Consider the following 26,118-nt stretch of genomic DNA (forward strand, 5'->3'; position numbering starts at 1 on the left):
TCAGCCGGCGATGTGCGCCGCACGCTGAAAAATATCGACGCAATAATGCATCAAGCGGTCGGCGATCCACGGGCCAGCCGCGCCCAATGCGACCAGTGTGACAAGCAGACGCGGCAGGAAACTCATGGTCTGCTCGTTGATCTGCGTAGCGGCCTGGAACATGCTGACAAGCAGACCGGTGATGAGCCCCGGCGTGATCAGCACGATCACGATCAGCATCACGAGACGCAACGCGTCATTCGCAATATCCGCGGCCAGGTCCGGCGTCAGCATCAGTAGCTCCGCACGCTGGTGATCAGCGTGTTGACCGTGAGCGACCAGCCGTCGACGAGGACGAACAGGAGCAGTTTCAACGGTAACGAGACAACCAGCGGCGACAACATCATCATGCCCATTGCCATCAGAATGCACGCGACGATGATGTCGATCACGAGAAACGGAATGAACAGCATGCAGCCAATCTGGAAGGCCGTCTTCAATTCGCTGAGAACGAACGCCGATAGTTTCACGAGGAAAGCGTGATCTTCCGGCTTCTCGACGGGCTGCGCGCCGGAGAGCTTCGCCATATGGGCCAACGTGGCTTTGCTGGTTTGCGCGAGCATGAACCGCGACAGCGGTGCGCCGGCCGTGCGCAGCGCCTCCTGCATGCCGATCTTGTCCTGGTCGTAGGGCAGGAACGCCTTGGTCCAGATTTCCTCGCCGACCGGGCGCATGGTAAGCAGCGTGAGCACCAGCGCGACGCCGGTAACTATGCGGCTCGGCAGACCTTGTTGCAGTCCGAGCGCCTGGCGCAGCAGCGACAACACGATCACATAGCGCAGGAAGCTCGTCATGGTCATCAGCAGCGCGGGTAGCAGCCCGAGCAGCGTCATCAGCACGAGGATCTGGGTCTTGACCGTGAACGGCGCCTCGCCGCCCGTGCCGCTCGATAGCGTAAGCGAATCGGCATACGCCGGCAGCGACAGCGCGAGACCCGCGCCTAGAACCAGCAGGCTCGGAAAGTAGCCGCGGCGGGTGCGAAGCGTCATTGCGCGAGGGTCTTGAGGTCGTCCAGCGCGACGATCTTCAAACCGTAGTTCTCGCCCGACACAACCACTTCCGCCGTGCCGATGGCCGTGCCGTTGACCTTGATCACGAGGGGTTCGCCTGCCAGCCGGTCGAGCTCAAGCACTGATCCATGTTCGAGTCCGATCAGCTCGGATAGCGGCAGTGTGGCGGAACCCACTTCCAGGGTAAGGCGCACCGGAATCTTGTCCAGCATGCGCTGCACCCGGGGCACGCGGGCCCCGGAACCTGCCGGATGGCCGGAGTCCGGCGTCATGCCGTCGGAGGTGTCAGAGGTGTCATTCGGGCCCAGATGGATATCGTCGTCAGGATTCATGTCATTCGACATCTTCGAAAGAGGTGAGCCAAAGCGATCCGCCTTGTTCGGCGATCACAGCCCGGTACAGACGCGATCCTTCGACGAGCACTTCCGCTGTGTCGGAAACACGCACCGGAAGAATGTCGCCTGGCGCCAGGTTGAACAGTTCGTCGAGCCGCAGGTCGCGAGACAGCATGCGCACGCTTACCGTGATGGGGATGCGGTCGGCGAGGGGTGAATGACGCATCGCGTTAAACGATGAAGCCGGCGACGCAGAAGCGCGCGCCGGTGCGACGCTCGCGAACAGCCGGCTTAGCCAGGCATCGTCGAGCGTGAATTCGAGCGCATCGGCGAGGCCGAGAGCCGGCTCCCGTATCTCGACGCGGATCACACGGCGGCCGCGCTCGGGCGGAGCTACCGGCTTGGTCAGCAGCGTCAGGTCGGGCGACGGCTCGATGCACGTGATCAGCGCATCGAGCAGCGCCGTGCTGATCAACGCGCCGAAGCGATGTTCGGTTTCGGTTTCCGGGGTGGCATCGTCGAATAGCGTGGAGCCTTTGTTGCCGTAGTGGCAATCGAGCATCGCGAGCAGCATGCGCCTCGCGATCTTGACGGCGACGCCTCCGGTCGGCAATTCAATACCGCGCCAGACCGCTCCGCCGGACGGTGCAGCGCAAGACGCAGTGCTCACGCCGCTGACAGCGAATGCCGCGCCACGCCGCCGGTTGAAGCGGCTGCTCAGGACACGGTCGACTTGCCTGCCCAGGCGGCCATTGAAATCATCGAGCAGGTGAAATGGCCTGCCGAGCGTGCACGGGTCCAGCACAACCGGTTGGCTGGATGTGAAAGATCCGATGGAAAGTTGATTTGATCTCGACACGGATGGGCTTCTCGATGAACTCGACGAAGCCGTGATTCTCAGGGTCGCGCCGTGGGCGCGCGAAGAGTCTTAACAAAATCTAAAAAAGGGGGAGTGGCCTCGACAGGCATTCGCGAGAAGACACAAGAACAGGGCCGATCCGCGCGGGGCGGATCGGCCCTGTTCAGTAACGCCGTAAAGACGTTATTGGAGGAGCGACAGAACCATCTGGCTCATGCTGCCGCTTTGCTTGAGCATCGACGTGCTTGCCTGCATGAGAATCTGCTTCGAGGTCATGTTGGCGCTTTCGGCCGCATAGTCGACGTCCATGATGCGGCCTTGCGCGTCGGTCGTATTGCTCGACATATTCGCAAGGTTGTTACTGATGTGATCGAGGCGGTTTTGCGACGCGCCGAGTGCCGAGCGCATCACGCCGACGGCCTCGAGCGCATCGTTGATGGTGTCAATCATCGCGTTTGCGCCGTTGGCCAGTTCCGTGCCTGCGTTGCCGGGGGCGCCATAGTTCGCACTGACTTCCCCAAAGCTTTCGGCGAGCGCCGTCAGCAGCTCGCCGACGTCCACTTCCATCGTTTCCCCGGCGCTTGCGCCGATCTGGAACGTCATTGCCCCGCTCAGCTTGCCAGTTTCATCCAGCAGCTTTTCACCGCCGTAGGCCGTGTTCGTCATGATGTTCGCGAGTTCGGCGCCGAGCGCGTCGAATTCGGCCTGCATCGCGTCCTTGTCCTTGGCGGTCGACGAGGCATCGGCCGCCTGCGTGGCAAGGTCCTTCATTCGCAGCAGGATGTTGCCGGTTTCATTGAACGCTCCATCGGCCGTTTGCAGCATGGACATGCCATTCTGCGTGTTCTGCATCGCGACGGCCATGCCGCGTGTCTGCGCGGCGAGCCGTGTAGCGATCTGCAGGCCGGCAGCGTCGTCCTTTGCCGAGTTGATGCGATAGCCCGTGCCGAGGCGGGTCATCGAGGTGTCCAGCGCCGAGCGCGTATTCGCCAGAGTGTTCTGGATGGACAGGGAAGCCGAGTTCGTGTGAAGGCTCAACATGAGCGGGTGACTCCTTGAAGGTCTGTCGGGAAAAGGATTGCCGCCTGATGCGAAAGTAAAGATGACGACGCCTTCACAGAACGACCCTCGGGAGGAAAACATTAAATGCGTGTGACGACAGACCCAGTTTGTTGCCACGAATAGTTGCCGCCAATTCAAGCATGTAATTATTATGTAATGTATATTTCATTTTGCTTGTGTAGAGTCTGCCGGTCGCCGCGATGATTCCGAGAGCATGGCGTGCGACATGCGCAGTCACTATGCGTCCTGAGAGGACGACAGAAAAATGAGCGCCGCGGAATTGATGCGGCGACGAGTAACAGACCAAATATCAAAGATTCGCTCACCGGCAAGCATTGCGGTTCGGGCGAACCGGGGTGTGATTCATGAACAAACAGAAAAATAAGCAGAAAAGGCTCGCAGGCGTGCGGGCAGAGTCCAACGTTGTGCTGCGCACGTGGTCAGCCGTGCGGATGCGACTTCGCTCGCCGGATACGTCCCCGTATCCGGCTGCGTCGTTATCGCTACTTCTTTAAACACGAATCCCCGCATTCAGCGTGGTTGCGGAATTTCTGCCAGGACACTGTGCTCCGCACAGTTCGTCCCTATTTTTCGTTTTCCGATTTATTTAACGCATCACGCGACTACATTGGGAGAGTCATGCGCATTGGCATACTCGAAGACTCGGTCGGACAGGCCCAGACCGTGGCGACCTGGCTCAAGGCAGCCGGCCACGACAGTGTTATCCGGCACGACGGCGACAGCTTTATCGACTTGATCCGGTCCGAACCCCTGGACATGCTCGTGCTCGACTGGGATGTACCCGGCACGTCAGGCATCGGCGTTCTGCGGTGGACGAGAAAAACGCTGTCGAACACCTTGCCGGTTATTGTGCTGACCCAGCATGACGGCGAGGAGGATATTGTTCATGGCCTGAACTGCGGGGCGGACGACTATCTCGTCAAGCCGGCCCGGGAACGCGAGCTGGTGGCACGCGTCAACGCTCAGGCACGCAAATACTACCCCGACGCTGATCGGCTCAAACAGATGAGGGTGGGGAACTACACGTTCGATGTCGACGCGCGTAGCGTGCAGATTGACGAGGCCAGCGGGACCCGCGACATAGCCCTGTCAGTGCGGGAATTCGATCTTGCGCTGCAGCTCTTCCACAATCTGGGGCGCATCGTCACAAAAGACGCACTCATCAAGCAAATCTGGGGAGCCATTGACAGGAAATACGATGCGTCACTGGCCACCTATATCAGCAAACTGCGCAATGTACTCGGGTTGTGTTCGAGGAACGGCCTTGTGATCTCGACCGTCTACAGTTTCGGTTACAGGCTGGAGCGCGTGCGAACAATCTGATCCTTTAGCCAATGACACGCCGGCCGCCGGCGTGTCGTTGGCATCGCGGGAAAAAGCATCTCCCATCTCGTTTCGCACGAACGTCGCTCACCAATCAGCCACCAATTACGCGGTACCGTTATGGCCCTCACGCGATTTTCCACCAGCGGTTCGTCCAAGCGGCGGATCCGCAAAATTGTCTTCACCGCAGTGATGCTGGTGCTCGCCGCCCTGAGCTGGTATCCCGGCGGCGCCACGATGTCCGGCGCGCTTGACCGGGTTTTGTTCGATACCGTGACGCGCTTGTTCGCTCATCCGGCTTCGAACAAGGTCGTGGTCGTCAACATTGACGAACCCTCGATGCGAGAGATCGGCGCCGCGGGCCTGGCTGATTCCTACGCACCACTGATCACCCGATTGCACGATGCGGGTAGCGTCGCGCTGGATCTGATGATCACGCCGCGCACGGACACCATCGACCTGACAGACGCGATGGCGAAACACGGCAGGGTCGTATTGCTGGGGTCGGCGGGAACGGATGGGGTAGGCATCGATCTTAAAACGCCATTGCAGGCGGAACTGAAGAAGAACGCGGCAGCGGTTGGTCACGGCGAAGTGACGATGGGCCATTACGGCGTCGTGAGCGGCTTCATTCCGAATCACGCCAACGGTTCGACCCTGGAACGGCACATCGCTTTGGAAGCGGTCCGTGTAGGGGGCGAGGTCTTGCCGTCCGGCATGCTCGAAAGTTATCTGCGACCTTATGCCCAGTCGGTCAGCCAACACATGACGAACGCCGTGTTGCTGATGCTGCGGGGCGTGGCGGACATTCCGCAATATTCCTATGCCGATGTCGTGCGGGGCCGGATTCCCTCGTCGAGCCTTGCCGGCAAGATTGTGTTCGTCGGTCATTCTGTCTGGCGCGGCCAAGGCGTCTTCCAGACGTCATCACTTGACGCGCAGACCGTGTCGCGCGCGCAACTCGACGCGTTGATTGCTGAATCCCTTGTCAGCGGGAACCTGGCCCGGGAAGTGCCGGGGATTGTAGCGGTACCGTTTTACGTCGCCATGGCATTGGTCATGGTGCTGATCTGCAGCTTCACTCAGGGCCGGCGAATGCATGCCGCGGCGGTTGCCTGGGGCGCGCTGCTGTTCGCCATCCCGATCGGGCTGCTCGCTCTGTTCCACTATTGCTTAAGTATCGGCCTTTTGCCAATCGTTTGCGTCCTGATTTATGCGTTCCACGCGTGGGATCGGCTTGCCAGGATGGTCGACGTGTTGCGGCGCGAGATCCGCAAATTACGCGCGATCTCGACAGCGATCGGCGCGACGGAGCCCGCTGCGTCGGACTGGATCTCGGGTCTGGAGACCGGCGATTCGCTCAACGATGTCAAAACCGCCATGCGCGAGATCCGGTCGTGGCAGAAGATGTACGTGAACCTGATCAACCGCCTGCCGTGTCCCGTTTTTCTCGCGGTGAATGACCGCGTGACGGTCTGCAATGCGAAAGCGGCCGCGTTGATGGCTGGGTGGGATTCGTCCGCCGGAGCCGACTCGCCCAATCCGGTTGCGTCGCCGATGCTGAGAATCGAGCGATTGGTCAGCGAGTATTCCGTGGCGACGGAATCGACCAGTCACGAGGTCGATCTGGATGGCCGTGAACACATACTGCTATGCGTACCGTACATGTCATTCAGTCCGGCCGCTGCGGAAGAGCGCGTGCTCCGTTTGATTTGCCTCGTCGACATTTCAGACGTCAAGGACGGCGTGATGCATGACCGGTTGATGTTAAGGCACGTCGCGCACGATCTGCGTAGTCCGCTGACAACCATGCTGGCGCTCATCGAAGAACGCGCGGCGGAAAGCCAGGAAAGCGTGCCGCAAAGCGATCAGCAATTCCTGGCCGATCTACGCCGGCAAGCCGATTATTCGCTGCGGGTGGCGAAAGATTTCATGCAGCTGTCGCGTGCTGAGCAGCTTGACCGGGACGCGTTCTCGCCTATTACACTCTACGACGTGGCCGTTGAAGCGATGGATCAGGTCTGGTCGACGGCGGAGCGCAAGTCAGTCCAGTTGATCGGACCGATTGGGCAGATTGCCGACACGCTCGTGATGGCCAGCAGCGACATGTTGATCCGGGCGGTGGTCAACGTGCTGGACAACGCTGTCAAGTATTCGCCGTCACATACGTCGATTCGGATCGGGATATCCAGGGCAGGGCCAGCCTCGTTCGAACTGTATGTGATCGACGAGGGAATCGGCATCTCGGGCGAAGCCATGACGCGAATATTCGAGCCGTTTTTTCAGGTGGAGACCCATCGCGATGTCGCAGACGGCCTGGGACTCGGCCTGGCATTCGTCAAGGCCGTTATCCAGCGACATGGCGGATCTTTGAGCGTGACGAGCGAATCAGGGATGGGCACGGAGTTTCGTATCGTGCTGCCGGCATTCACCGCTGGAGTGTTCGGGGTGGAACCTGACGCAGGAATCGTTGCAAGCCAGGCGGTTCCATGCCTATGAGTCCGGCGCGGCCTCCCCGGGGCCGAGTGTGCGAAGATCGCTCGTCATAGTCAATCGGGGGCCGATATGGATCGTCTGCAAACGATGCAGGTTTATGTGCACATCGTTGAAGGGGGCAGCTTTACGAGCGCGGCGCAAGCGTTGCAATTGCATCGTCCCGCCGTTTCGAAGGCGGTCCAGCAACTCGAACAGGAACTAGGAATCAGGTTGCTTAATCGCAGCACTCGCAAAGTCAGCACGACGGCCGAGGGAGAGGAGTTCTACAAGCGTTGCCTTGAGGTTCTGGCAAGCGTCAATGATACTTTTGCGAGCTTCTCCCAGCAGAGGGTTCTACCGAAGGGACGTCTGCGCTTTGACGTAGCCGTGACCCTGGCCAAGGCGATCATCATCCCCGCCTTGCCGGCATTTCAGCAGAAGTACCCCCAAATCGATCTCGTGCTCGGCGCGAGCGACCACCCGGTCGATCTGATCAGCGGCGGTGTCGACTGTGCCGTACGGCTCGGTGAGCACAAGGATTCCAGTATCGTGGCACGCAAAATAGGCGCGATCCCAATGGTCACGTGCGGCTCGCCGGCCTATCTTTCCCGCCACGGCGTGCCGCACACGCTCGACGATCTTCGCAGGCACAAGGCGGTGAATTTTTTCAGCGGACGTAATCGCAGGGTGATGGAATGGGCGTTCTGTCCTGGCGGGGAAAGCGTCACGTTGAAACTCGACAGCGGTATCCAGACCGACGACTCCGAAGCGTTCCTGTCGTGCGGTCTGGCAGGTTTCGGTTTGCTGCAGGGGCTTCGACCGTCCCTTCAGCCCTATATCAGTTCAGGTCAATTGATCGAGGTCCTGCAGAATGTTGCCACCGTTCCGAAGCCGGTCTCGATCATGTATCCGAGCAGAACGCATCTGCCAACCAAGGTCCGGGTGTTTATCGATTGGTTATCCGAACTAATAGGGCGTCAATATCCTGCCTGAATTGATTGTTATCATTTCAATAACAATCAGTAACGGCTATAGCCGTATATCGTAAGCAATCCACGGTCTACAGTACCTCATCGTCAGATGCCAGCCTCGGGTGACTCCTGCATGAGTGGATCGCCTGAGCCGGTCATCCCGTCTCGATTCGATGAAGGAGTGCCACGATGGATCTGCAACTTAGCGGTAAGACCGCGCTCGTAACAGGCGCAAGCCAGGGTCTCGGCCGGGCAATTGCCAAAACACTTGCCGCCGAAGGCGTGAAAATATTGGTCACGGCTCGCAATGAAGCGTTGCTCGCGAGCTTGAGTCATGAAATTGTCGAGGCCGGGGGCGTCAAGCCCGAAGTCCTGCTTCAGGACTTTATGGCTGCCGATGCGCCGGAGCGTATTGCCGCCGCGGCGATGTCCCGGTTGGGTCATGTCGATATCCTGGTCAACAACGCGGGCGGCAGCAGACCCATGGACATCGATGCGCCCGAGGAACAATGGGTCGAAGGCATGACGCTGAATTTCGATCGTCATCGGCAGTTGACGCAGAAGTTGCTGCCGCAATTCATCGAGCGTCGTAGCGGCTCTATCCTTAACCTCTCGGGCAATCTCGAACCCGAGGTGGTCAACGCCGCGATGGTGGCCAAGGCAGGGCTGGTCGTATGGGCCAAGGGGCTTTCCGAGCAACTGGGGCAGTACGGCGTCACGGTCAACTGTGTGCAACCGGGCTTGATCGATACTGCGCAGATCCGCCGGCTTTATCCCGGAGATGAGCGCCGCAAGTTCGCCGAGCGCGAGATTGCACTGGGAGACTTTGGCGAACCCCAGGACGTCGCCAATGCGGTGACGTTTCTCGTCTCGCCCCGCGCCCGGTACATTACCGGCACGGTGTTGCTCGTAGACGGCGGTATGCGCCGCTACTCATTCTGAACGGGAGACGAACCACTATGTCCAGAGCGATCCGTTTTCATCGTGTCGGCGGTCCTGAAGTGCTTCAGATTGACGATGTCGAGGTATCGGCACCGAAGGCACACGAGGTCCAGATCCGCGTCAAGGCCATTGGTATCAATCGCGCCGAGGTCATGTACCGAACCGGTCAGTATGTCATCGAGCCTCGTTTCCCAGCGGCTTTGGGATACGAAGCGGCCGGCGTGGTCGAATCGGTAGGCGAGGGCGTTACCAACGTTGCGGTTGGGGACGCGGTGAGTGTGATTCCGGCCTTCTCTTTCGCAGAATATGGCCTGTATGGCGAGTTGGTGAATGCGCCTATGCACGCGGTGGTGAAGAATCCCGCCGGCCTGTCCTTTGAGGAAGCGGCCGCAACCTGGATGATGTTCACCACAGCCTACGGCGCGCTGATCGAAATGGGCGACCTGCAGGCAGGGGATACTGTACTTATCGGGGCGGCGTCCAGCAGCGTTGGACAAGCCGCAATTCAGATCGCCAACATGGTCGGCGCTACGCCGGTTGCGCTGACCCGCAGCAGCCAGAAACGTCAGGCGTTGTTGGACGCAGGAGCGGCGCATGTGCTTGCAGGCAACGATCAGGACCTGCAGGGACAGGTGATGGAAATCAGCCACGGGAAAGGTGCGCGTATCGCCTTTGATCCAGTGGGCGGGCCGGATGTGGCGAACCTTCTCAGGGCTCTCTCCAGGCAAGGTATATTTTTCCAGTATGGCGCCCTCGACACGCGGGACATTTCAGTTCCGGTGATGGACCTGCTGGGCAAGCACTTAACGTTGCGCGGTTACGAATTGTTCGAAATTACCGGTGATCCGCAGAAGCTGGAACGGGCAAAAGAGTTCATCACTCGTGGCTTGTCTGTTGGCGCATTGAGACCCAACATCGACCGCATCTTTGCATTTGAAGAGATCGCCGAGGCGCATCGTTACATGGAGTCGGGCAGCCAGGTCGGGAAGATCGTCGTGACGCTGTAGCCAGTCTGCGGACCAGGATCACGGCGCCGCTGATCCGTATCAGGACCGGCACGGCCTGCCACCTCATTTCCAGTTGGCCCGGAAATTTGGAGGGAGCCTCCGGGTCAATGCACAGGTCGAGTGCGAGGCGTTCGGCAAGTACCGTTGAACGATGGACATGGGTTGATCAGTGCCATTCGACACGCTCGCCAGGACGCCAGGCCTACGGGAAAGTCCAGATATTGAGGACACCCTTACGTCTAAATCGAGTCCCTATATTTTTTTAGTCTCTCAGGTTCGGTTTCCCCCCGGGCACCGAACCTTTTACGCCGGAGTTCGCTCCGGCGTCTTTTTCACCTCACGATCACCTCACGATCACCTCACGATACCCAGGCAGTTCCAGCATGCTGGACGGGACGTTCCCCTCGGACGGTCTTTCTACGTCGCCGTGACGTGCACGAAATCGCTGATGATTTTGGCGATCAAGAAGAATTACTCGTCTCGCTTTATGCTTAGTCGAGCTAAAGCGCGCAGACACAACCGGACAGGCCCAACTCAATCCACGTTTGGCCCTCAAGTTTGCAGGGGGACATACCGTTAACCCTGATGACTTGTTCGCGCCAAGGGGGAGCCACCTGGCGGCCGCAGCGTAATTCAACGGGGATCCATAGACATGTCCATAGTGCCGGAAAAACGCCCTCAACCGTCGGAAGGCGCGGTCATCGCTGAGTTGACCAGCGAAGTGCGCAGGATATCCAGCGATAAAATCGCGGATATCGACCTGATTAACCGGGAGGCGACTTATCTCGCGATCAATGCGCTGATCGAAGCAGCCCGCGCCGGAGAAGCGGGCCGGGGTTTTGCCGTTGTGGCGAATCAGGTGAAGAACGTGTCCGCCCGGATCGGACAACTCACCGGCGAACTCGGCAAGGAATTGACCACGCTCAGCGAGCGCATGGTGACCGAGCTGGAGCGACAGCAAGGCCAGCGGCTCACTGACCTTGCACTGAATATGATCGACGTGATTGACCGGAACCTCTACGAGCGGTCGTGCGATGTGCGCTGGTGGGCAACCGATGCAGCGATTGTCGATTGCATGACGGCCGACTCCGCGGCCGCCGCCGAACATGCATCCAAGCGACTGTCGGTCATCCTCGACAGCTATACCGTCTACCTCGACATCTGGGCGCTGGACCTCCAGGGCCGTGTCATTGCGAACGGGCGATCTTCGCAATTTCCAGTCGCCGGCACAACGAACGCAGCCCAGCACGAGTGGTTCACCGCGGCGCTTCGCACGCGCTCGGGCGATGATTACGCGGCGGCTAATATCGACACGGTCACTGAGTTGAACGGCGCGCAGGTTGCCACCTATGCGACGGCGGTTCGGCAGGGCGGTGCGAGTGATGGAAAGGTCGTCGGCGTGCTGGCCGTATTTTTCGACTGGGCCAAGCAGGCGTCGGCTGTGGTGAATGGCGTCAGGTTGATCGGCGAAGAACGGGCGCGAACCCGTTGCATGATCGTCGACGGCAGTGGCCGGGTGATTGCCGACTCCGCCAAAGCGGGTCGCGAGGGTGTCCGTTTCGACCTGCCGACGGGTGCCGCAGACACGGGAACCTTCCGTACGACTCGCGGCTCGCTGGTCGGATACGCGCTGACACCGGGCTATGAAACCTATCGCGGCATGGGATGGTTCGGGGTGATTGAGCAACAGCCAAGCCACGCATCGTAATCGGGAGTCGAGGGAATTGAGCGAGTTGAGCGGTTGAGTGCGCGTTGTCAGATTGCTGGGCCGGTTAGTCAAGGTTAGAAAAGGTTAGAAACGCGGTCAGGAACGCGGCAGCATCCGGCATTGTTGAAAAACAGCATAATCCGCAAGATAATTTTGTTTGTCAGGCCCATGTCCCCCCCTTAATCTTGTTCGCATAGCGGATGCGAACAAGGCAAGCAGACATGACCGACGATTCATTGAACGGCTGGATCGGGAACACCGAAGTACTGACCGATACGCTGGACCCAGTTCGTTTCAATGCGGCGGCGGCCACGCTTTCAGCCGACATTCCCGGCACACTGCGCGACAGGATCTTGCCGCCGCTGTGGCACTGGATGTACTTCTGGTCGCCCGCGGCGCAGGATGCTCTAGGCGACGACGGCCATCCGCGCAAGGGAGGGTTCTTGCCGCCGGTCAAGTTGCCGCGCCGCATGTGGGCGGGCGGAAAACTGATCTTCCGGGACTCGCCGGTGATCGGAGACACGCTGACGCGGACCTCGACCGTGAGCGCTATTCGCGAAGCGGCCGGCACGTCCGGGCCGCTCGTATTCGTCACGGTAAAGCACCGGCATACACGCGAAAACGTGCTGCTGATCGAAGAGCAGCAGGATATTGTGTACCGCGGCTCAGAGGGGGGATCGCCCGCGGCCTCTCAACCGAAGAAGGCGCCGGCCAACCACGACTGGACCCGCAGTTTCACTCCCGACCCCCGCTTACTGTTCCGCTATAGCGCGCTGACGTTCAACGGCCATCGTATTCATTACGATCGCGACTACGCGATCCGCCAGGAAGGTTATGCGGGTCTGGTCGTGCAAGGCCCACTGGTTGCGACCTTGCTCGCCGGTTTCGCGCAACACCATCTTCGACAGCCCCTATCCAGCTTTGAGTTTCGGGGCATCCGGCCACTCATGGATGGCGCTCCTGTCATGCTGTGCGGAAAGCCCGCGACTGACGGCACGGGCGCGCATCTCTGGACCCGGGACGCTGAGGGGTTCGTCACAATGGAAGCGACCGCGACGGTCGGGACGGCAGACTTCCGATCATGAGCTATCCCTTTCTCGACAAAGTCCGGGTAATCGAAAGTTCTGCATTTATTGCAGCGCCGCTTGCAGGGCTGACGCTGTCGCAGTTCGGCGCGGACGTGATCAGGATCGACATGATCGGTGGCGGTATCGACTATGCGCGCATGCCGTTGGCGCCCTCGGGACGCAGCCTCTACTGGACCGGTCTCAACAAGGAAAAGAGGTCCATTGCAATCGATATCCACCAACCTCGCGGCCGCGAACTCGTTCAGCAACTGGTCACGGCGCCCGGCGACGGGGGCGGAATCCTGCTGACCAACGTGGGTGTCCCATGGCTCAGTCATGCAAATCTCGCGGCGCTTCGCGAAGATTTGATCAGTTGTACCATACAAGGTAACTTCGACGGTTCAACGGCGGTGGACTATACGGTGAACTGCGCAACGGGCTATCCGTTCGTGCAGGGTCTGGGTGAAGCTCCGGTGTCCAGCACGCACGAGACGCCGGTGAACAGCGCGTTCCCCGCCTGGGATGCGTGCTGCGCGTATCAGGCGGCGTTGGCGGTGACGTGTGCCGTGATGGCGCGCCGCGCGACGGGCACCGGTGCGGAGCTCAAGCTCGCCCTCTCTGACGTTGCATTCTCGATGCTTTCTCATCTCGGCATCATGACCGAAGCCGAAGTGCTGGAGCGCGAGCGCGAGCCTATCGGTAACTTCATCTACGGTGCCTTCGGGCGGGACTTCGTAACGCGCGACGGCAAGCGCGTGATGGTTGCCGGGATCTCGGCGGGACAGTGGAAAGCCCTTGTGGGCGCATGCGAACTCGGCGAGGCGATCGCAGAACTTTCCGCGCGGCTGGGCCATGACCTGACCGACGAGTCGCATCGATACGAAGCGCGCGAAGCTATCGCGGCACTCATGGAGCCGTGGTTCGCCGCGCGTTCCTATGAGGAGATCGCGCAGCGTTTCGATGCGCAGCGCGTCTGCTGGGGGCCCTATCGCAACGTGCGGGAACTGTTGCGGGAGGACGGGCGCGTTGGCGCAAACAACCCGTTATATCAGCGCATTCGCACGGAGGGCGTGGGTGATCATTGGGCCACCGGCACGCCGGTGCGCGCCGAAGGGTTGACGCGTGGTGAACTGCGGCCCGCGGCTCTGCTTGGGCAGCATACCGACGAGGTGCTGAGCAGCGTGCTCGGCCTGGATGGCGCCGCCGTTGGCAAGCTTCACGATGCCGGCATTGTCGCCGGTCCGCAGGCGGACCCGACGGTTCGCCGTTGATTGCGTTCTGATGTCTTCATTCTATTTTCGAGCCGCCAGACCATGGACGCCGCGTTGACCCGCTCCTATCTCTTCGTTCCCGCGACTCATCCAGCGCGTTTCGCCAAGGCGGTTGCGTCCGGCGCGGATGCGGTCATCATCGATCTGGAAGATGCCGTGTCCGCCGAGGCGAAGGACGATGCTCGCGACGCTGCCCGTCTGTTCTTCGATGCGGGCGGCCAGGCGCTATTACGAGTGAACACCGTGGACACCGCATGGTTCACGCAGGACATGGCGTTATGCGCGTCGACGGGCGTGACCGGTATCGTATTGCCGAAAGCCGAGGGCAGGCAGGAACTCGATGCCGTACAAAGCGCCTTGCATGCACCCAAACCGCTCTTGCCGATCATCGAAACCGCTGCGGGTATTGCGAATGCAAAGAGCATAGCCGGCCACCCTCAGACAGCGCGGCTGCTCTTCGGGACGGTCGATTTTTGTCTCGACCTGAACTTGCAAGGCGATGGTGAGGAACTATTGTTCTATCGATCTCAGCTCGTGCTTGCCTCGAGGCTTGCGAATATCGGCACGCCCGTTGACGGTCCGGCACTCTCCATTCACGAGCCCGATACCTTGCAGCGCGCCTGCGAACACGCGAGGCGCGTCGGCTTTGGCGGCAAGCTCTGCATTCATCCCGCGCAAGTGGCCGATGTGAACAGCTGGTTTTCTCCCTCGGACGCCGAGGTGGAGTGGGCGTCGCGCATCGTGGATCGAGCAGAGAGCGGCGCGGGCGCATTTTCACTCGACGGCAAGATGGTCGATGCACCGGTTATCGAACGGGCCGCGAGGATTCTCAGCCGTGCACGCGCCGCATAAAAAAAACGTCTGGACCACTGCGAGGACTACATGCAGCAATTTCGGCTGGACGGCAAAGTGGCGCTCGTGACGGGCGCGGGCGAGGGGATAGGCGCCGCGATTGCAGTGGCGTTCGCGGGTGCGGGCGCGGACGTGATACTCGTGGCGCGGACACGCTCGAAGCTCGAATACGTCGCTGAACAGGCACGCAAGGCTGGATCGGGGCGCATGGTCGTGGCGCCATGCGACGTCACCAGCAGCCAGGCGATGCGCGCATTGATCGGCGGCCTGCCGGCGCTCGATATCGCGGTCAACAACGCTGGTACCAATTTTCCGGGGCCCTTCGTCGATGCCTCCGCGGACAACCTCGAGACCATGCTCACGCTGAACGTACGCTCGTATTTCGTCGTTGCCCAGGCGGCGGTCAGAAAGATGCTGGAGAGCGACTCGACCCGCTCCGCAGGACGCAGCGTCATCAATATCTCGTCGCAGATGGGGCATGTCGGCGCGCCCGAGCGCAGCGCTTACTGTATGACCAAGCATGCGGTCGAAGGCTTGACGAAAGCCATGGCCGTCGAGCTTGCGCACTGCAACATCCGCGTCAACAGCATTGCACCGACCTTTATCGATACCCCTTTGATACGCCGTATCGTGGGCACGCGCGAGAAGCATGCGGCGCTTGTCTCGCGCATACCGCTCGGGCGTCTGGGCTGCGTGGAAGACGTGGCGAGCGCAGCAATTTATCTGGCGTCGCCGGCCGCCGCGATGATCACCGGCACGTGTCTTTTGACCGATGGAGGCTGGACCGCGCAATGAATCCATGCTGCACGATTGATCGGCTAAGCCGAAGAATCGTCAAGACTAATGCGATAGTAGGCGCACGTGTCCGTGCGTAAAGTACGGACATTCGGGTGAACATTCTGTTTGATCGATAAAGAAGGGGCGCGGCAGGCGAGATGGCTACGACTACACAATACGATTACATCGTTGTCGGTGCGGGGTCTGCGGGATGTGTGCTGGCGAACCGGTTATCCGCCGATCCCGCTACCCGCGTGCTGCTGCTGGAGGCAGGTCCCGCCGACGACAAATTATGGATACGGATTCCCGCCGGCATGACGCGACTGATCTCCGACCCGAAGGTGAACTGGCGATATTCCACCTGCAAGGAACCGGGCCTTAATAATCGCGTGCTTGCTTGCCCACGCGGCAAAACACTCGGCGGTTCAAGCTCCATCAACGGCCTTGTCTACATGCGTGGCCACCCGGACGACTACGACCACTGGCGCGATCTGGGCAATCGCGGCTGGGGCTGGTCCGACGTGCTGCCGCTCTACAAGAAAAGCGAAAGTTACGAAGGCGGCAGCAGTGCTTTTCACGGCAGCACCGGCGAGCTGAGCGTGGAAAACCTGAAATCGCCGCATGCGGCGTCGCGGGCGTTCGTGGAATCCGGGCAACGGATCGGCATTGAGCTGAATCGCGACTTCAGTGGCGCGACGCACGAAGGTATCGGTTATCTGCAATTGAACCTTCGCTCGGGCGTGCGTGAATCCGCAGCCACCGCGTTCCTCAATCCGGTCAAGAAGCGCCCTAATCTTGAGATCTGCGTGAACGCACGCGTGCAGTGTGTGCTTACCGAGGGACGCCGCGCGACCGGGGTCCGCTTCATGGCCGATGGCGCCGTCAGGGAAGCGAGCGCACGCGAAGTCATTTTGTCGGGCGGAGCGATCAACTCGCCTCAGCTTCTCATGCTCTCCGGCATCGGACCGGCCGAGCACTTGCGTTCGCTGGGTATCAACGTTGTGCACGACCTGCCCGGTGTGGGTGAAAACCTTCATGACCACACCTATGTGCATTACCTCGCGCAGGTGTCGCCTGAGTTTTCAATCAACCGGAAAATCTCGTCGAACCTGCGGCTCCTGCCCCACGTGCTGCACTACATGGCGACGCGTCAAGGCTTATTGACAAGCGCTGCAGCGCAGGTCGGCGCGTATCTTCGCTCGGACGCTCGCCAGGGCCGTCCTGACCTGCAGATGCAGTTTCGCCCTTTCAGCATTCTCGTGCGCAAGGACGGCACGATTTCGGCCGAGAACATACCTGCGGTCACGGCGTCGTGCAGTCAGAGCAGGCCGGAATCGCGCGGGCGTCTCTGGCTCGATTCGCCGGACCCGATGGCGCCGCCGCAAATATTGTTCAACTACCTGACGGCGCAGACCGATTGCCGGGTCCTGATGGCCGGCGTGCGGTGGATGCGCAAGGTATTTGCAGCCGAGCCGTTTTCCAGTCATGTCGTGAGGGAGACGGTGCCAGGTCCCGGCGTCAGTTCGGATGAGCAGCTGATGGCGTATCTGCGTGCCAATGCGCAGCCCATGTACCACCCGGTCGGAAGCTGCAAGATGGGAAGCGACCCCATGGCCGTGGTGGACGACCGCTTGCGCGTGCATGGCATTGACAACCTCCGCGTGGTCGACGCCTCGATCATGCCCAGCATCACGTCCGGCAACACCAACGCGCCCACCATCATGATTGCGGAAAAGGCGTCGCAAATGATTCTGGAAGACGGGCGGCGCGGTCCGTCCGAGATTCGCGTTAACGTGTCCGAGCATGCCTGAGCTTAGCCGGGCGTTCTGAAAGCCACACCATCAAAGTATTTATTCGATCGATTTAAATATGCTTAGTACTACCTATAGGAGATGTAAATCATGTTTGTCGAGGAAAGAATCTATACGATCATCCCGGGGAAAACGCCTGATTTCCTGAAGCTTTACGAGGAAGAGGGCATGGCAATCCAGGCGCGCCATCTTCCCGCCATGGTGGGGTATTACTCATCGGATATCGGCACGTTGAACCTGATCGTGCACTTGTGGGCATTCGACGACATCAACCAGCGGGTGGCGCTGCGCGCCCAGATGGTCGCCGACCCTGACTGGCGGGACTATCTGAAGAAACTGATGCCTTTGATCCTGCATCAGGAATCACGCATGCTGCGTCCCGCACCGTTCTTCGAGGGCAGGTTGCAGACGATCATCGACGCAGGCAAGAAGAGGATCAACACGCAGGCTGCCTGAATGGCGCAAGCGCGACTGCCCGCTCACGTTTTTACTCCATACTCCTTATGAATACGCTGAAAAACAAGGTTGCAATCGTGACGGGCTCGACCAGTGGAATTGGTCTGGGCATCGCGCGATGCCTGGCTCAAGCCGGTGCCGATGTCATGCTCAACGGCTTTGGCGACGCCCGCGACGTCGAGTCTCAACGCGTAGCCCTCGCCGCGGAGTTTGGTTGCCGTGTCGCTTATAGCGCGGCCAATATGGCCAAGCCCGCGGAGGTCCGCGAACTGATTGCGCAATGCACGCGTGAACTGGGACAGGTGGATATCCTGGTGAACAATGCGGGCATCCAGTTCACGGCGCCTGTCGACGACTTTCCCGACGAGAAGTGGGACGCCATTCTCGCGACCAATCTATCGTCGAATTTTCATTCGATCAAGGCCGTACTGCCGCAGATGAAAGCGCGCAACTGGGGCCGCATAGTGAATATTGCATCGGCGCATGCGCTGGTGGCGTCAGTGACGAAGTCTGCGTATGCAGCGGCAAAACATGGCGTGATCGGGCTGACAAAAGTGGTGGCGCTCGAGACCGCGCGAACCGGCATCACGTGTAATGCAATCTGTCCCGGCATGATCCTGACGCCGCTGGTGCAGAAACAAATCGACGACTGGGCCGAGCGCGACGGGATATCGAAGGAACGGGCGCAGGAGCTCATGATCGCGGAGAAGATTCCCACAGGCCAATTCCAGACGGCTGCGCAAATTGGCGCGTTGGTCGTGTTCCTGTGCTCCGAAGCAGCGGGGCAGATTCGAGGCGCAGCCATGCCGGTGGATGGTGGATGGACGGTGCAGTAAAGCCAGGCACATCGTCCCAGGCCGTTGACCGGGGCGATGTCTCAAAGATGGCGTGCGCGCGCAGCTTGCCCGCGTGGCAGCAGCACGGTGTAGTCCAGATCCAGGACCACGCTGGGGTGATAAACCGGCACGCCGTCGACTTCCAGAAGCGCTCGCTCGACGCTCGAAGGCGTTGTGTTCTTCAGACCGATCAGGCGCAGGCGAAGCGCAGCAACGTCGGTGCGTCCGGGCAGCTTCCATTTGTCGATGACTTCAGAATAGGCGTACAACGTATCGCCGGCGACGGTCGCCGCGACGTGGGTGCCGGCGTTGATCGCGAGAATGGACAGTACGTTTTCGAGCCCGTCGTAAGCGAGCGCGCGGCAAACGGAGATGACGTGGCCGCCATAGACCAGCCGGCGACCCATGCGTGTGTCCGTCATGGCCAGGGCGTCGAAGTGAGGGCGTGCATTGTTCTGATACAGTCGCGTGGCAAGCATGTGCTCCGCCTCCTCGACGGTCGCACCCAACGGATGATTGATACGTTCGCCTACCGCGTAGTCCTCCCAGAAGTCGAGAGACCCGGTCGTCTCGCCGAGTTCCTGCAGCGCCTCGCTTGAGCGCAGGCGCGCATGCGGCAGCAGCTTGTCAGTGGGAACAAATGCCGACAGCGTCGGTACGTGACGCTCTTTTGCAGATGTCTCGCGGGTCGGCTTACGCGACGTGCCGTCGGTGGTTGAGCGAGTTTCCGGGTGCAACCCCTTGTGCACCCGCTTATGCACCATCACCCATCGCACCCAGCTTATGACCGGATGATCGTCCTCGCGGTATGCAGTGGAGCGGACATACACCACCCCGCTCTTGCCGCTCGCATTCTCTTTCAAACCGATCACCACGCTCTCGCAGTGGAGCGTATTGCCGGCATACACCGGGCACAAAAAACGTGTTTCCGCATAACCCAGGTTCGCGATTGCGTTCATCGAAATGTCGGGAACGGTTTTGCCGAAAGCGATGTTGAACACGAGCAGGTCGTCGATAGGACGGCTGGTGAAACCGAGCTTTTGCGCGGCCGTTGCCGATGAGTGCGTGATGGCGCGGCTGCCTGTGAGCGCGATGTATATGGACGCGTCACCCTCGGTGATGGTGCGCGGCGTGCCATGCCGGATGACTTGGTCAAGATGGAAGTCTTCGAAGAAATTGCCGCGGCGTTCCTTGCCTGCCATGGTGCCGTTCCTCGCTTATGAAAGTCGCGTACCCGCCGGATGCGAGCCGAATCGTGTCGGGTGACTTTAAGCTGAGAGCAGCCTGCGGACAAACGAGGTTATTGCGTTGATTATGCGGTTTATCCGCTTAATCCCCATCAGATTCAATCCAGTGCATAAGCCGGCTTTGCCGTGACCGGGCCGCCAATCAGTTGCTTGAGCAGTTGAACGAGCCGCTCTGAAGCGGGCGACAAGCTTCGGCCGCGCGTGGTGATGACAGCGATCTGCCGCGCTAGCGGCGGGTTGACGATGCGCAGCACATAGGTGGTGGGATCAAGTTCGGCAGGCAGTGCGATCTCCGGCAGGATCGCGGCGCCGAGGCCCGCATTGGCCATCGAAATCAGGGTCTGCGCCTGCGTGAACTGATAACGGGTGGTGAACGAAAGATGGCGCTCGGACATGATCTCTTCGAGCATCGAGCGTAAGGCCGTGGCACGGTTGAGCACCAGCAGCGGCATGTTGGTGAGCGTGGCGAGGTCGATGGTTTTGCGGCTCGTCGTGATGAAGCGTTTAGGTACGAGCGCATAGAACGCGTCGGTCAGCACGGGCTCGAAATGAAATTCAGGAACATTTACAACGGGGCCGATGCCGAAGTCGACCTCCCGCTTGCGGACGCTGTCAAAGAGCGCTTCCGAGGTCAGCTCGCGCACAAAGATATCGACCCCCGGATACTCCCGCTCGAACTCGGCGAGCACCAGGGCAAGGCGCGTTTCGGCGATGGTAGGTGAACACGAAAGCGATACACGTCCGCGCCGGATGTCGGCGAGTTCCTGAATCTTGCGCAAGCCCGAATCGACTTCCAGCAGCGCCCGTTGTGCGCACTGCAGCAATTCCTCGCCTTCGTCGGTCAGACGCACGCTGCGCGTCGTCCGGTGAAACAGGTCGACACCGAGCTGAAGTTCCAGTTGTCGGATCTGAGAGCTGATTGCGGACTGTGACTTGAAGGATTTTTCCGCTGCGATACGAAAGCTGCCATGCTCGCCGACCAGGATAAAAGTCTGCAGCAGTTTCAGGTTGATGTTCTTGAGCGGCTTGATGGAGGGCTTCATTCGACACCGGAGGGAGGGTCGGGAAAACCGCATAATAAGCGCGATTGCCCAGAAAGTGTGGGCCTCTGCGCACACTACAGATTTACCCTTATTCCTCGCACGCCAACGGCTTGCGCCACCCGTTTGCTTTGGATCACTGAAAGCCGAATGTTACATCAGGCACGCTTCTTAATCTCTCGGGAAGCCGCTTGCAGTCTGGGTTTGAAACGCATTCGAGCTCCTTGGGAAAGCCATTTCATTATGCGGTTGGAACGCATAATAATGAAGATAAATGCGTTTGTCGGGCCCAAATCCCGGTCGTAAAGTCTGTGTCCATTGGAGTGGCAAGTCTTCGAACCGTTAAAGGACAAGGACAAACGATGGCATTGGACAAGTCAGCAGCAGCGCATCCCGTGGACGATCGCACCAGCGCGCCGGCAGCGCTTCGCGACCTCAAGGTCCTGGACATAGCGACCTTCGTTGCGGCTCCTTTTTGCGGCACCATTCTTGCGGATTTCGGTGCTGAGGTCATCAAGATCGAACAGCCGAAGACGGGGGACGCGCTGCGTCAGTTCGGCACCATCACCGAATGCGGCGACAGCCTCGTATGGTTGAGCGAGTCGAGGAACAAGAAGACCATCACACTCGATCTTCGTAAGCCCGAAGGTGCCGATGTATTCCGCAAGCTCGTCGCGCAGTCGGATATCGTGCTTGAGAATTTTCGTCCTGGAACACTGGAACGCTGGGGACTCGGCTTCGAGGCACTACGCGAAATCAATCCCGGCCTGATCATGCTGCGCATCAGTGCGTATGGACAGACGGGCCCGAAACGGGAAGAGCCGGGTTTTGCGCGCATTGCTCACGCATTCGCGGGACTTTCCTATCTCGCCGGAGAGTCCGACGGACCGCCAGTCGTCCCCGGTTCGACCTCAATGGCCGACTATATCTCGGGCATGTGGGGCGCCATCGGCGTGCTGACCGCGTTGCGTGCCCGCGACCAGAGCGGCAGGGGGCAATTCATCGATATCGGTCTGTATGAATCGGTGTTCCGCCTGCTCGACGAGATCGCGCCTGCGTTCGCCAAATACGGTTCCGTGCGCGGTCGCATGGGGGCGGACACGGTCAACGTCGTACCGCATAGCCACTATCAGACGGGCACGGGAGAATGGGTTGCCCTTGCCTGTACCAACGACAAGATGTTCGAGCGGTTGACCGTCGTCATGGGCCGTCCTGAACTGTACGAAGAGCTCAGGACAAGCGTTATCCGCGTGGCGAATCGCGACCGGGTCAATGCGCTTGTCGCCGAGTGGATGGCGGGATGCACGTTGCAAGAAGTGATCGACAGGACACGTGGAGGCGGCGTGCCGTGCGCGCAGATTTACTCGATTCGCGAGATATTCGAGGATCCGCAGTATGCGGCGCGCGGCAATCTGCTGAAGGTAGACGATCCGCGCGTGGGTCCGCTGACCGTGCCCGCCGCCGTACCGCGGATGTCCGAAACCCCGGCCACGTTCAGGCACGCCGGTCGTGCACTGGGCGCAGACAACGCCGAGATCTATGCAAAGTACCTCAATCTGACCGATGAAGATTTGCAGGTGCTGACCGATCTGGGCGTGATCTGACAATGGCCTTCCAGTCAGGAGTAGCGAGCATGACCATGACAACAACAGCAGTGGCGGGACTCGAGCGTTACCGGATGTATATCGGTGGAGAGTGGGTGGATGCAGCAAGCGGCGAGACCTTCGACACGGTCGATCCCTACACGATGCAAGCCTGGGCCACGCTGCCACGCGGCGGCAAGGTTGACGCGCAGCGGGCGGTGGAAGCGGCCGACGAGGCATTCAATTCAGGGGCGTGGCCGGCCATGAAAGCGAGTGCGCGCGGCTTGCTGCTGCATCGGCTGGCGGATCTCATTGCGCGAGACGCCGACAAGCTGGCGCGGATCGAAGTACGCGACAACGGCAAACTGATCACGGAGATGCGGGCGCAAACCGGCTATCTGCCCGAATACTTCCGCTACTTCGGCGGCCTGGCCGACAAGATAGAAGGTGCTGTTCTGCCGATCGACAAGTCCGACACATTCAACTACACGTCGCACGAACCGCTTGGCGTGTGCGTGGCGATCACGGCCTGGAATTCTCCGCTGCTGCTGGCGGTCAACAAACTTGCACCGGGCCTCGCGGCAGGCAATACCTTCGTTCTGAAGCCGTCCGAGTACACGTCGGCGTCGGCGCTTGAAATGGCGAAGCTCTTTGAAGAAGCCGGCTTTCCCCCGGGCGTGCTCAACGTGGTGACAGGCTACGGCGCGGAAGTCGGGGCGCCGCTCGTCGAGCATAGGAAAGTGGCGAAGATCGCTTTCACCGGCAGCGAGTTCGGCGGCCAGAAGATCTACGAAGCGGCGGCCCGGGACTTCAAGCATGTCACGCTGGAACTGGGCGGCAAGTCGGCGAACATTGTCTTCGCAGATGCGAATCTCGACGACGCCGTGAAGGGCGCCATCTCGGGCATATTCGCGGCCACGGGCCAGACCTGTGTGGCGGGTTCGCGCTTGCTGGTGCACGACAGCATCTACGACGAATTCGTCGAGCGGCTTGTTGCATTTGCCAGCAGCGCGCGCATGGGCGATCCGTCGGATCGTGCGACACAGGTGGGGCCGGTCACCACTCCGCCGCAATACAAGAAGATCCTGGAATACATCGATATTGCCCGCAGCGAGGGCGCTCAATGCCGGCTGGGCGGCAATGCGTCCACGCGCCCGGAATGCGGTGCGGGACTCTTCGTTGAACCGACCATTTTCTCGGAGGTGCGCAACGACATGCGCATCGCGCAGGAAGAGGTATTCGGGCCGGTACTCAGCTGCATTCGTTTCAAGGATGACGACGAGGCCGCGGCAATCGCCAACGACAGTCTTTACGGACTTGCCGCTGGTGTCTGGACCTCGGACCTGCGCCGTGCACTCGAATTTCCCAAGCGGCTGAAGGTCGGCATGGTGTGGGTGAACATGTACCGCGCGGTCAGCTACATGTCGCCATTCGGCGGCTACAAGCGTTCTGGCATCGGCCGTGAAAACGGCATGGACGCAATCCGCGAATACCTGCAGACGAAGAGCGTATGGATCAGCACTGCCAAGGAAACACCCGATCCCTTCGTGATCCGATAAAGCCTGATCATTCTTCTACTCAGCAGAGATTTTCATGACAACTCGACCAGCCGAAAACCCGACCATGCAGCAGTTCAGGATCGACCAGCGTGTCGCGCTCGTGACCGGTGCGGGGCGCGGCATTGGCGCGGCAATTGCGCAGGCGCTCGCCGATGCCGGTGCCGAAGTCGTACTGGTGGCGCGCACGCGCGGCCAACTCGAAGAAGTCGCCGCGCAGATCGCGAGCCGCGGCGGCCGCGCCCATGTACACGTCTGCGACGTCACCGACTCCGCCGCGATCCGCGCGGTGATCGATGCACTGCCTGCCCTGGACATCCTCGTGAATAACGCAGGTACCAACATTCCGGAGCCGTTTGTCGATGTCACCGACGACCACCTCGACGTGGTCCTCGACCTGAATGTGAAGGCGTACTTCGTTGTCGCTCAGGCCGCGGTGCGGCGCATGTTGCGCGATGAAGGGCGAAGCGTTCGGGGTGGCGCTGTCATCAATATCTCTTCGCAGATGGGACATATAGGCTCGCCCAACCGCACGGCCTACTGCATGACGAAGCACGCGGTGGAAGGCTTGACCAAAGCCATGGCGATCGAGCTTGCACCGCAGCGCATTCGCGTCAACAGCATCGGGCCGACCTTTGTCGATACGGCGTTGGTGCGCAGCATCGTGGATACGCCGGAGAAACGTGAGTTCCTGGTGTCGAAAATTCCGCTGGGGCACATGGCGGACGTACGCGATATCGCGGCGGCGGCAGTCTATCTCGCATCGCCCGCCGCAGCGATGGTCACGGGCGCGTCGCTGCTGGTGGATGGCGGCTGGACCGCTCAATAAGCAACCCGTTAAACCGTAGTCATACCGTCTGGAGTGCATGAATGAGCAGAACATACGGACGATTCGTCGTCGAGCAAACCGGTGCGCCCGATGTCATGCGCTGGGTTCAGGAACCGGCGCAGGCAGTGGGAGCCGATGAAGTGCGCGTGCGCCATGAAGCGATCGGCGTGGATTACATCGATACCCAGATCCGTGCGGGCGAGATGCCTGCCACCTTGCCGACCGGCCTGGGTTTTGCAGCCGTCGGCATTGTGGAGGAGACGGGCTTGAACGTGAAGCATGTGAAACAAGGCGATCGGGTCGCTTACATGTATTTCACGGCGGGCAGTTATGGCGAAGAACGCGTGGTGCCGGGCGAACGTATTTTCCGCCTGCCGGATCAAACGCTCGCGCCTGATCTTGCCGCCGGCGCATTGTTTCGCGGCCTGACGGCGTGGTACTTGTCGACGCGGCTGCGCACCATCAAACGAGGAGATGCGGTGCTCGTGCACGCGGCAGCCGGAGGTGTTGGCCTGATGCTGACGCAGTGGCTGACCCATCTCGGCGCGACGGTGATCGGTACGGTCAACTCGCAGGAAAAGGCCGATGTGCTGCGTGAATTCGGTTGTCCTCACGCGGTGGTGATCCCGCAGGAAAGTTTCGTCGACAAGGTGCGCGAGGTGACCGGCGGCAAGGGCGTTGCGGTCGTTTATGAAAGCATCGGCCGGGAAACCTTCGAGGGTTCGCTCGATTGTGCCAGCCGTTTCGGCCTGATCGCGTCGTTTGGCTGGCCATCCGGCGATCCGGGACCGGTCTCGCTGATGCATCTGCGCAGCAAGGGTTCGCTCTTCATCACGCGACCGACCGTGACCCAGTACACCGCGGACGCCGCCGATTTTCGCGAGGGCGCCACCGCGTTGTTCGGATTGATCCAGGACGGCACGCTGCGCGTGAAGGTCGGCAATGCGTATCCGTTGAAGGACGCGGCCAAGGCGCATACGGACATTGTGGCGGGCAGGACGGTCGGCTCCGTCGTGCTGACGGTGTAGGACCCAGGCAGTT

Annotated in this window: 24 protein-coding genes; 17 read left to right on the top strand and 7 right to left on the bottom strand. The window is 60.3% G+C overall.

Annotation, left to right across the window (positions count from 1 at the left end; genetic code table 11):
• The 5 genes from ACSQ8V_RS35425 to ACSQ8V_RS35445 form a co-directional block, all read right to left on the bottom strand.
• Positions 1-273 carry a flagellar biosynthetic protein FliQ gene (locus ACSQ8V_RS35425; RefSeq protein WP_436186330.1) on the bottom strand — a complete coding sequence of 91 codons (273 nt, stop codon included), beginning with the start codon at positions 271-273 and terminating at the stop codon, positions 1-3.
• The gene (gene fliP / locus ACSQ8V_RS35430; RefSeq protein ID WP_213762714.1) at positions 273-1,028 is read right to left on the bottom strand and encodes a flagellar type III secretion system pore protein FliP; all 756 of its coding nucleotides are present in this window, start codon (positions 1,026-1,028) and stop codon (positions 273-275) included. Before fliP ends, ACSQ8V_RS35425 begins: the two co-directional genes overlap by 1 nt.
• Complete coding sequence (fliN, locus tag ACSQ8V_RS35435; RefSeq protein ID WP_436186331.1) at positions 1,025-1,381, bottom strand: flagellar motor switch protein FliN; 357 nt, start codon at positions 1,379-1,381, stop codon at positions 1,025-1,027. The genes fliP and fliN overlap by 4 nt, the downstream gene beginning before the upstream one ends.
• Position 1,382: 1 nt before the next feature.
• A complete protein-coding gene (locus tag ACSQ8V_RS35440; RefSeq protein WP_436208926.1) occupies positions 1,383-2,243 on the bottom strand; it encodes a FliM/FliN family flagellar motor C-terminal domain-containing protein in 861 nt (286 codons plus the stop codon).
• Positions 2,244-2,426: 183 nt separating this feature from the next.
• On the bottom strand, positions 2,427-3,284 hold the full coding sequence (locus tag ACSQ8V_RS35445; protein ID WP_436208927.1) for a flagellin: 858 nt from the start codon (positions 3,282-3,284) through the stop codon (positions 2,427-2,429).
• Between the two features lie 660 nt (positions 3,285-3,944).
• Between ACSQ8V_RS35445 and ACSQ8V_RS35450 the strand changes: the two genes are divergently transcribed.
• The 13 genes from ACSQ8V_RS35450 (at position 3,945) to ACSQ8V_RS35510 (ending at position 18,822) form a co-directional block, all read left to right on the top strand.
• On the top strand, positions 3,945-4,649 hold the full coding sequence (locus ACSQ8V_RS35450) for a response regulator transcription factor (RefSeq protein WP_213762711.1): 705 nt from the start codon (positions 3,945-3,947) through the stop codon (positions 4,647-4,649).
• A 120-nt stretch (positions 4,650-4,769) separates the two neighbouring features.
• Positions 4,770-7,148 (top strand): ATP-binding protein, encoded by a 2,379-nt coding sequence (locus ACSQ8V_RS35455; RefSeq protein ID WP_436208928.1) that lies wholly within the window; start codon positions 4,770-4,772, stop codon positions 7,146-7,148.
• Positions 7,149-7,214: 66 nt separating this feature from the next.
• On the top strand, positions 7,215-8,117 hold the full coding sequence (locus tag ACSQ8V_RS35460) for a LysR substrate-binding domain-containing protein (RefSeq protein WP_436208929.1): 903 nt from the start codon (positions 7,215-7,217) through the stop codon (positions 8,115-8,117).
• A gap of 167 nt (positions 8,118-8,284) precedes the next feature.
• Entirely contained in the window at positions 8,285-9,037 is a 753-nt protein-coding gene (locus ACSQ8V_RS35465) for an SDR family NAD(P)-dependent oxidoreductase (protein ID WP_213762708.1), read from the top strand.
• A 17-nt stretch (positions 9,038-9,054) separates the two neighbouring features.
• Positions 9,055-10,044, top strand: a complete 990-nt coding sequence (locus ACSQ8V_RS35470; protein WP_436208930.1) for a zinc-dependent alcohol dehydrogenase family protein — start codon at positions 9,055-9,057, stop codon at positions 10,042-10,044.
• A 652-nt stretch (positions 10,045-10,696) separates the two neighbouring features.
• Complete coding sequence (locus ACSQ8V_RS35475; protein WP_436208931.1) at positions 10,697-11,752, top strand: methyl-accepting chemotaxis protein; 1,056 nt, start codon at positions 10,697-10,699, stop codon at positions 11,750-11,752.
• A gap of 221 nt (positions 11,753-11,973) precedes the next feature.
• Positions 11,974-12,837, top strand: a complete 864-nt coding sequence (locus tag ACSQ8V_RS35480; protein ID WP_436208932.1) for an FAS1-like dehydratase domain-containing protein — start codon at positions 11,974-11,976, stop codon at positions 12,835-12,837.
• A complete protein-coding gene (locus ACSQ8V_RS35485; RefSeq protein WP_213762704.1) occupies positions 12,834-14,090 on the top strand; it encodes a CoA transferase in 1,257 nt (418 codons plus the stop codon). The genes ACSQ8V_RS35480 and ACSQ8V_RS35485 overlap by 4 nt, the downstream gene beginning before the upstream one ends.
• A 54-nt stretch (positions 14,091-14,144) precedes the next feature.
• Complete coding sequence (locus ACSQ8V_RS35490; RefSeq protein ID WP_436208933.1) at positions 14,145-14,942, top strand: HpcH/HpaI aldolase/citrate lyase family protein; 798 nt, start codon at positions 14,145-14,147, stop codon at positions 14,940-14,942.
• 30 nt (positions 14,943-14,972) lie between these two features.
• Positions 14,973-15,737 (top strand): SDR family NAD(P)-dependent oxidoreductase, encoded by a 765-nt coding sequence (locus ACSQ8V_RS35495; protein WP_436208934.1) that lies wholly within the window; start codon positions 14,973-14,975, stop codon positions 15,735-15,737.
• 140 nt (positions 15,738-15,877) lie between these two features.
• The gene (locus ACSQ8V_RS35500) at positions 15,878-17,530 is read left to right on the top strand and encodes a GMC family oxidoreductase (protein WP_436208935.1); all 1,653 of its coding nucleotides are present in this window, start codon (positions 15,878-15,880) and stop codon (positions 17,528-17,530) included.
• Between the two features lie 90 nt (positions 17,531-17,620).
• Positions 17,621-17,986 carry an NIPSNAP family protein gene (locus tag ACSQ8V_RS35505; RefSeq protein ID WP_436208936.1) on the top strand — a complete coding sequence of 122 codons (366 nt, stop codon included), beginning with the start codon at positions 17,621-17,623 and terminating at the stop codon, positions 17,984-17,986.
• A 47-nt stretch (positions 17,987-18,033) separates the two neighbouring features.
• Entirely contained in the window at positions 18,034-18,822 is a 789-nt protein-coding gene (locus ACSQ8V_RS35510; protein WP_436208937.1) for a 3-hydroxybutyrate dehydrogenase, read from the top strand.
• Between the two features lie 41 nt (positions 18,823-18,863).
• On the opposite strand, the gene ACSQ8V_RS35515 is transcribed toward ACSQ8V_RS35510, so the two are convergent.
• Together ACSQ8V_RS35515 and ACSQ8V_RS35520 are read right to left on the bottom strand one after the other, a co-directional pair.
• Complete coding sequence (locus ACSQ8V_RS35515; protein ID WP_436208938.1) at positions 18,864-20,024, bottom strand: MaoC family dehydratase; 1,161 nt, start codon at positions 20,022-20,024, stop codon at positions 18,864-18,866.
• A 143-nt stretch (positions 20,025-20,167) separates the two neighbouring features.
• Positions 20,168-21,145, bottom strand: coding sequence for a LysR family transcriptional regulator (locus ACSQ8V_RS35520; RefSeq protein ID WP_436208939.1), 978 nt, complete (start codon positions 21,143-21,145; stop codon positions 20,168-20,170).
• A gap of 326 nt (positions 21,146-21,471) precedes the next feature.
• On the opposite strand from ACSQ8V_RS35520, the gene ACSQ8V_RS35525 reads away from it, so the two are divergent.
• The 4 genes from ACSQ8V_RS35525 to ACSQ8V_RS35540 are packed head-to-tail and all read left to right on the top strand — an operon-like array spanning position 21,472 to position 26,105.
• On the top strand, positions 21,472-22,713 hold the full coding sequence (locus tag ACSQ8V_RS35525; RefSeq protein WP_213762696.1) for a CaiB/BaiF CoA transferase family protein: 1,242 nt from the start codon (positions 21,472-21,474) through the stop codon (positions 22,711-22,713).
• Between the two features lie 29 nt (positions 22,714-22,742).
• Positions 22,743-24,251 carry an aldehyde dehydrogenase gene (locus tag ACSQ8V_RS35530; protein ID WP_436208940.1) on the top strand — a complete coding sequence of 503 codons (1,509 nt, stop codon included), beginning with the start codon at positions 22,743-22,745 and terminating at the stop codon, positions 24,249-24,251.
• 34 nt (positions 24,252-24,285) lie between these two features.
• Positions 24,286-25,077 (top strand): SDR family NAD(P)-dependent oxidoreductase, encoded by a 792-nt coding sequence (locus ACSQ8V_RS35535; protein ID WP_255631208.1) that lies wholly within the window; start codon positions 24,286-24,288, stop codon positions 25,075-25,077.
• 41 nt (positions 25,078-25,118) lie between these two features.
• On the top strand, positions 25,119-26,105 hold the full coding sequence (locus ACSQ8V_RS35540) for a quinone oxidoreductase family protein (protein ID WP_213762695.1): 987 nt from the start codon (positions 25,119-25,121) through the stop codon (positions 26,103-26,105).
• The last annotated feature ends 13 nt before the right edge of the window (positions 26,106-26,118 follow it).

Source organism: Caballeronia sp. LjRoot31 (assembly GCF_964253885.1).
In the GTDB taxonomy this organism is placed as follows: domain Bacteria; phylum Pseudomonadota; class Gammaproteobacteria; order Burkholderiales; family Burkholderiaceae; genus Caballeronia.

What these genes read in the sequence shown, in the direction of transcription:
- fliP (WP_213762714.1), bottom strand. Translation starts at nt 1,028, where the DNA reads ATGACGCTTCGCACCCGCCGCGGCTACTTTCCGAGCCTGCTGGTTCTA.
- ACSQ8V_RS35540 (WP_213762695.1), top strand. Translation starts at nt 25,119, where the DNA reads ATGAGCAGAACATACGGACGATTCGTCGTCGAGCAAACCGGTGCGCCC.
- ACSQ8V_RS35520 (WP_436208939.1), bottom strand. Translation starts at nt 21,145, where the DNA reads ATGCGGTTTTCCCGACCCTCCCTCCGGTGTCGAATGAAGCCCTCCATC.
- ACSQ8V_RS35460 (WP_436208929.1), top strand. Translation starts at nt 7,215, where the DNA reads ATGGATCGTCTGCAAACGATGCAGGTTTATGTGCACATCGTTGAAGGG.
- ACSQ8V_RS35470 (WP_436208930.1), top strand. Translation starts at nt 9,055, where the DNA reads ATGTCCAGAGCGATCCGTTTTCATCGTGTCGGCGGTCCTGAAGTGCTT.
- ACSQ8V_RS35495 (WP_436208934.1), top strand. Translation starts at nt 14,973, where the DNA reads ATGCAGCAATTTCGGCTGGACGGCAAAGTGGCGCTCGTGACGGGCGCG.
- ACSQ8V_RS35535 (WP_255631208.1), top strand. Translation starts at nt 24,286, where the DNA reads ATGACAACTCGACCAGCCGAAAACCCGACCATGCAGCAGTTCAGGATC.
- ACSQ8V_RS35530 (WP_436208940.1), top strand. Translation starts at nt 22,743, where the DNA reads ATGACCATGACAACAACAGCAGTGGCGGGACTCGAGCGTTACCGGATG.
- ACSQ8V_RS35450 (WP_213762711.1), top strand. Translation starts at nt 3,945, where the DNA reads ATGCGCATTGGCATACTCGAAGACTCGGTCGGACAGGCCCAGACCGTG.
- ACSQ8V_RS35480 (WP_436208932.1), top strand. Translation starts at nt 11,974, where the DNA reads ATGACCGACGATTCATTGAACGGCTGGATCGGGAACACCGAAGTACTG.
- ACSQ8V_RS35505 (WP_436208936.1), top strand. Translation starts at nt 17,621, where the DNA reads ATGTTTGTCGAGGAAAGAATCTATACGATCATCCCGGGGAAAACGCCT.
- fliN (WP_436186331.1), bottom strand. Translation starts at nt 1,381, where the DNA reads ATGAATCCTGACGACGATATCCATCTGGGCCCGAATGACACCTCTGAC.
- ACSQ8V_RS35510 (WP_436208937.1), top strand. Translation starts at nt 18,034, where the DNA reads ATGAATACGCTGAAAAACAAGGTTGCAATCGTGACGGGCTCGACCAGT.
- ACSQ8V_RS35425 (WP_436186330.1), bottom strand. Translation starts at nt 273, where the DNA reads ATGCTGACGCCGGACCTGGCCGCGGATATTGCGAATGACGCGTTGCGT.
- ACSQ8V_RS35525 (WP_213762696.1), top strand. Translation starts at nt 21,472, where the DNA reads ATGGCATTGGACAAGTCAGCAGCAGCGCATCCCGTGGACGATCGCACC.
- ACSQ8V_RS35465 (WP_213762708.1), top strand. Translation starts at nt 8,285, where the DNA reads ATGGATCTGCAACTTAGCGGTAAGACCGCGCTCGTAACAGGCGCAAGC.
- ACSQ8V_RS35455 (WP_436208928.1), top strand. Translation starts at nt 4,770, where the DNA reads ATGGCCCTCACGCGATTTTCCACCAGCGGTTCGTCCAAGCGGCGGATC.
- ACSQ8V_RS35445 (WP_436208927.1), bottom strand. Translation starts at nt 3,284, where the DNA reads ATGTTGAGCCTTCACACGAACTCGGCTTCCCTGTCCATCCAGAACACT.
- ACSQ8V_RS35475 (WP_436208931.1), top strand. Translation starts at nt 10,697, where the DNA reads ATGTCCATAGTGCCGGAAAAACGCCCTCAACCGTCGGAAGGCGCGGTC.
- ACSQ8V_RS35515 (WP_436208938.1), bottom strand. Translation starts at nt 20,024, where the DNA reads ATGGCAGGCAAGGAACGCCGCGGCAATTTCTTCGAAGACTTCCATCTT.
- ACSQ8V_RS35485 (WP_213762704.1), top strand. Translation starts at nt 12,834, where the DNA reads ATGAGCTATCCCTTTCTCGACAAAGTCCGGGTAATCGAAAGTTCTGCA.
- ACSQ8V_RS35500 (WP_436208935.1), top strand. Translation starts at nt 15,878, where the DNA reads ATGGCTACGACTACACAATACGATTACATCGTTGTCGGTGCGGGGTCT.